The sequence below is a fragment of the Vibrio sp. V04_P4A5T148 genome, from assembly GCF_963875605.1.
GTDB lineage: Bacteria > Pseudomonadota > Gammaproteobacteria > Enterobacterales > Vibrionaceae > Vibrio > Vibrio anguillarum.
The window spans coordinates 1-4,583 of record NZ_CAWNMS010000099.1; the positions used below are offsets into that span (position 1 = coordinate 1).

At 39.7% G+C, this 4,583-nt stretch carries 5 protein-coding genes; all 5 read right to left on the reverse strand.

Annotated features, from left to right (window positions below):
• Positions 1 to 695 precede the first annotated feature (695 nt).
• The 5 genes from AACT18_RS17075 to AACT18_RS17095 all read right to left on the reverse strand — a co-directional run bounded on the left by AACT18_RS17075 (position 696) and on the right by AACT18_RS17095 (position 4,555).
• On the reverse strand, positions 696 to 1,403 hold the full coding sequence (locus tag AACT18_RS17075) for a hypothetical protein (RefSeq protein ID WP_094143264.1): 708 nt from the start codon (positions 1,401 to 1,403) through the stop codon (positions 696 to 698).
• 144 nt (positions 1,404 to 1,547) lie between these two features.
• Positions 1,548 to 2,111, reverse strand: coding sequence for a hypothetical protein (locus AACT18_RS17080; RefSeq protein WP_094143263.1), 564 nt, complete (start codon positions 2,109 to 2,111; stop codon positions 1,548 to 1,550).
• Between the two features lie 155 nt (positions 2,112 to 2,266).
• Positions 2,267 to 2,782: a peptide deformylase gene (gene def / locus AACT18_RS17085; RefSeq protein WP_094145932.1), complete on the reverse strand. Its 516-nt coding sequence runs from the start codon at positions 2,780 to 2,782 to the stop codon at positions 2,267 to 2,269.
• 674 nt (positions 2,783 to 3,456) lie between these two features.
• Complete coding sequence (locus AACT18_RS17090; protein WP_094146649.1) at positions 3,457 to 3,978, reverse strand: GNAT family N-acetyltransferase; 522 nt, start codon at positions 3,976 to 3,978, stop codon at positions 3,457 to 3,459.
• Between the two features lie 157 nt (positions 3,979 to 4,135).
• On the reverse strand, positions 4,136 to 4,555 hold the full coding sequence (locus AACT18_RS17095; RefSeq protein WP_094146650.1) for a GNAT family N-acetyltransferase: 420 nt from the start codon (positions 4,553 to 4,555) through the stop codon (positions 4,136 to 4,138).
• Positions 4,556 to 4,583 lie beyond the last annotated feature (28 nt).

Genomic DNA, 4,583 nt, shown 5'->3' on the forward strand with positions numbered 1-4,583 from the left:
GTTATGTTTTATTACTTATTGATTATATTGAACTTTTACAAAATTCATTTGTTCGAAGCAGTTTAACTCAAAATGATAAACTTGCCTACTTTCAGCAATCATTGGTGCCGATAAGATCCCAAATAAGTTGAAGCGAAATAGCCTGCGGAATCAATGAGCAAACAACACCAAAGAAAGAGACCTTTCAGCACCAATCGAATCTTTTGCGTACACAATTTATCAGAGCAGAGCCGGAAAAAGCGCAAAAGCATCGATAAACTTGCGCTAACCAAACACTGCCAGCAAGCAAGATGCCTGTGAGATCCCAAACATGCTGAAGCGAAATAGCCGATGGAATCAATGAACAATCAACACAAAAGAAAGAGACTTTTCAGCAAAAATCGAACCTTTTTTGTACACAATTTATCAGAGCAGAGTTGGCCGAATAAACTCAAGCATCGATCAACTTTCAATAGCAACCAAAAAGAACAATAAACTCATAATATCAACAAATTAGAACAGAAAACCCTTTAAATTAGACCAGGTTTTCCCATTAAAACTTGTGAATTGATCTTGCTGAGGCTCAATAAAACATAACGCCCGCTTAAGGGGCTGACAACGCTACTACCAAGTTTCCGCATAACACCGTAATCACCAAAATCAACGCATAATAAAAATGCCACGCGTTGGAAGTCCCTCTTGAAGCGTTTGTTAGCTTAAATTTTGCACTCTGAACTTTTAGAGAACCATTCAGTATCTCTACATGCAGTTTCCAAAGCTGATATTTCAGAATTCAAGCTTAGGGGAGTCCAATAGTCACCTGAAACTAAATACTTATTCTTTGTGACTGAGTTTACCCACCCGAAGACAGTGAGTTGTCTATGAAAAGCACTAATAAATGAATTGGTCGGCATTACTTCATATTCAATAAAGACTATCATAGCCTCTGGCTTATAGTAATCTCTAGCAGATAACGGTGGAACTCTAAACGCTTCACTTCGGTTTGATTCTATCTCGACACCATCTAACTCTTTAAATTCGTACGCAGGAATATATGTTTCATTACCACCTGGAATTAAAACACCATCTTCGTCTACTTGTAATTCAGCAAGGATATCTTGTGTAAGAGTAAAAACGATTTTTTGATTAAAGTCTGGATAAACCCTTAGCTTTTCAACGGTATAATCTATCGGGCTGTTATTAGTTACTTTGAATTCGTAACCAGAATTTAAAGGTTTGGTGAACGATATGGCTACGCCTTTATCAAAATAGTCAAACGATACTTTTAGCATCATTAACAGCAAACCACTACCCCCTAAAAACCCCAAAAACTTAGTAAGCTTTGAAGACTTATTCATAATAGAGGCTTCGTTGGAGCTTTTCTTTGAAGGGTTCCTTGAAGCTTTTTTCTTTTTCTTCGACATACACTCTAACCTAAAATATTTAAGCTAACGCCCAATTAAGGGGTGAACAACGCTACCACCCAACCTAAGGCATTGTACCGTAACCACTAAAGTTGAAGTAGAAGCAAAAATACCAAGCGTTGAGAATCCCTCTTAAATTGCTTGTTATATGTGTGCGTAATAAACTGGATTAGTCCTCTCTACAAAGTCAGAACCTACTAAGAGCGGTTTGTACTCGATAACATTACCATTTTCGTCACTATGTACATCGAAACAATACAATTCTGCTGCCATTTTTCCATCAGTCAGATCTCGAACAATTGTTGCATCAAAAAACTGTCCGTTTTCTAAAAGTAGCCAACTATGTATTTTTTGACCTTTATGTTCAATACCTTCTGCAAGCTGCTCCTTCAAATCGTCTAAGTTACAAGACATATATGGAGTACCATTAACAATTGCATCACCCAAGATTATTTCAGATTTGTAGCCATATCTGGCAAAGGCATTTTTAAGGTTCGAATGGACTAGCAAGCACGCACCAGCTAGATGATCATAACCCAACTGAGCCTGAAGCATGTCCACGATTTGAAATAGTTTGTTGAAGTCATTCTTGTCTAGCGCACGATATTCAAGCAATTCTGGGGATAAAGATAACTTTTGAGATTCCGAGTATGCCGCTTCTAAACTATACACATGATTTTTATGCTTATTTTTTAGTTCTTCAAACATTCTTTGTTTCCTTTTGTACACTAGCCAATTCAAACATATAACGCCCGGTTAAGGGGTGAGCAACGCAACTACCAACTCACCGCACAACACCGTAACCACTGAAATAAACGCAAAACAAAAATGCCGAGCGTTGCGAATCCCTCTTTAACCGTTTGTTATGTGCGTGGTTGAGAGTGCGATTTGACGTACTTTTTCACCTTTTTCATCGCCATTTGACGCTTTAACGGCGAAAGATAATCAATGAATAAATTACCAGAAAGATGGTCAATTTCATGCTGCATAACGATAGCCAGAAAATCATCACTTTCGATCGTGATTCGCTGACCTGTTCGATCTAACGCCGATACCACAACTGATGTATAACGTTCCACCTCAGCATAATAATCTGGAACTGAAAGACACCCCTCTTGACCTAAAGCTTTGTTGCTACCACTCACTACTTCAGGATTAATCAATATCAATGGCTGATCTCGATTATCTGAAAGATCAATAATAACAACCGCTTCTTTACGGCCCACTTGAACTGAAGCTAGACCTATACCATTATCAGTTGAATATAGGGTTTCCAACATATCATCGATTAATTTCTGAACCGATTCAATATCCTGAACTTTCTCTGCTGTAATCTTAAGCCTTGGATCTGGTGCTGTAAGAATTTCTAAAACTGCCATATTCACCTTTATATTTTAAGCACATAACGCCCGGCTAAGGGGTTGACAACGCATAGCCGAACTCAAAAAACACACTGTAAACACTGAACTTCAATTTTGAACTAAAGCCGCCACGCGTTGGCAATCCCTCTTGAGCCGTTTGTTATGCAAATTCAATAAGATTGACCGACTTTACACGACCAAAAGCCACAATTGTAATGGTTGAGTAACTCAAGAACCAACCGAAGCCAGAGCCGTGATAAATAAGCCGCCAAAACAAAGTCCACCGTTCAACAACAAACCAAGCTTTTGAATGAGACAAACTCAACGAGCGAAAACTTCAGCAAGTAAAAAATGCTCGATAAACTTGCCCTTTCCACACTTTGCGCCCGCAAGATTCACAACGCGCCAGCGCTAAAACTGATTGAGGCAAACAAAGAACCTTAGCTGTTTTACGGCTTGAGTGAACCACGGATTTGAGGGCAAAAGTGCTCATTTGCCGACAACACAAAACAAATGGCCGGAGAAATCCCAAAAGATTGAACTCCTAAATTTACCTGAGTTGCATAACGCCCGGCTAAGGGGTTGACAACGCACCGCCGAACTCAAAAAACACGCCGTAAACACTGAATTTCAATTTTGCACTAAAGTCGCCACGCGTTGGCAATCCCTCTTGAGCCGTTTGTTAGGTGAATTTATACCGCTGAAATATAAACACAAACCTCTCGCTCACCACCTTGCATAGGAAGTGTTTGGTTTTCTATGTAAGTAACACCAAGTTTATCGATAACTGACTTTGAACGTTCATTGCCAACAAGATGCATAACCTTTAACTCTGTCAATCCATGACATTCTATTGCGTACTCTATTAATGCCTTTGAAGCTTCTGTCGCATAACCTTGCCCCCAAAAATCGACACCCAGCCAATAACCTAAGATACCTTGGCCATTTTTTAAACTCGGCAAACTCACTGCACCAATAAGCTCGCACGATTCTTTATGTACAACCGCATAAACAATACTCTCACCGCTGGCAAAGCCGGTTTCATGTGTTTCAATCCATGAAATTGCATCTGACACTTCGTATGGATGCGGTATGTTTGCCGTCATCTCTGCGATTCGTTTATCGCCAGCCAATACTGATACTTGCTCTGCATCAGACAGCTCAAATGGCCTAAGGATTAAACGTTCCGTTTCTAAAACTAAAACTTGCTGCATTATTCCACCAATTCACCTAACGCCGCGTTAAGGGGCAGCCAACGCAACTGCCAAGCTTCCGCATAACACCGTAACCACAAAAACCAACGCATAATAAAAATGCCACGCGTTGGCTGTCCCTCTTGAACGCTTTGTTATAAGCAAATAAAACCTTGATTTAATTGATTTTCAACTGTTCTGCGCTATATAGAACCCATGCACTATTAAGAGCTTCAAAACCAATTTTCGGATAATAACCTTGTGCTTTCGGTGCTGACAGTAAAACCAATTTACAGCTTGGGCTCAGCTCTTCTTTGGTCACTAAGATCAGATATTTACCTATACCATTGGATTGAACACTTTCATCAACAGCTAAATCAGACAGATAGCAGCAATAATGGAAATCTGTCACTGAACGAGCAACACCGACAAGTTGATCGTTCAGCCATGCGGTCACAATTAAATTAGAGTTATCGAGCATACCCTGAATAGTTGACTCATTATCCAAAGGACGCCGCTCACCCAATGATGTTTTCTTCAGTAAACTCACAAATTGTTCAACTGAGATTGGATGGTTTACTTTGTACTCGATTTCCATTTTTCATCCTCTGGAGCTGAATTTGCTT

Coding starts and splice junctions, on each gene's coding strand:
- AACT18_RS17090 (WP_094146649.1), bottom strand. CDS start 3,978: ATGCAGCAAGTTTTAGTTTTAGAAACGGAACGTTTAATCCTTAGGCCA.
- AACT18_RS17095 (WP_094146650.1), bottom strand. CDS start 4,555: ATGGAAATCGAGTACAAAGTAAACCATCCAATCTCAGTTGAACAATTT.
- def (WP_094145932.1), bottom strand. CDS start 2,782: ATGGCAGTTTTAGAAATTCTTACAGCACCAGATCCAAGGCTTAAGATT.
- AACT18_RS17080 (WP_094143263.1), bottom strand. CDS start 2,111: ATGTTTGAAGAACTAAAAAATAAGCATAAAAATCATGTGTATAGTTTA.
- AACT18_RS17075 (WP_094143264.1), bottom strand. CDS start 1,403: ATGTCGAAGAAAAAGAAAAAAGCTTCAAGGAACCCTTCAAAGAAAAGC.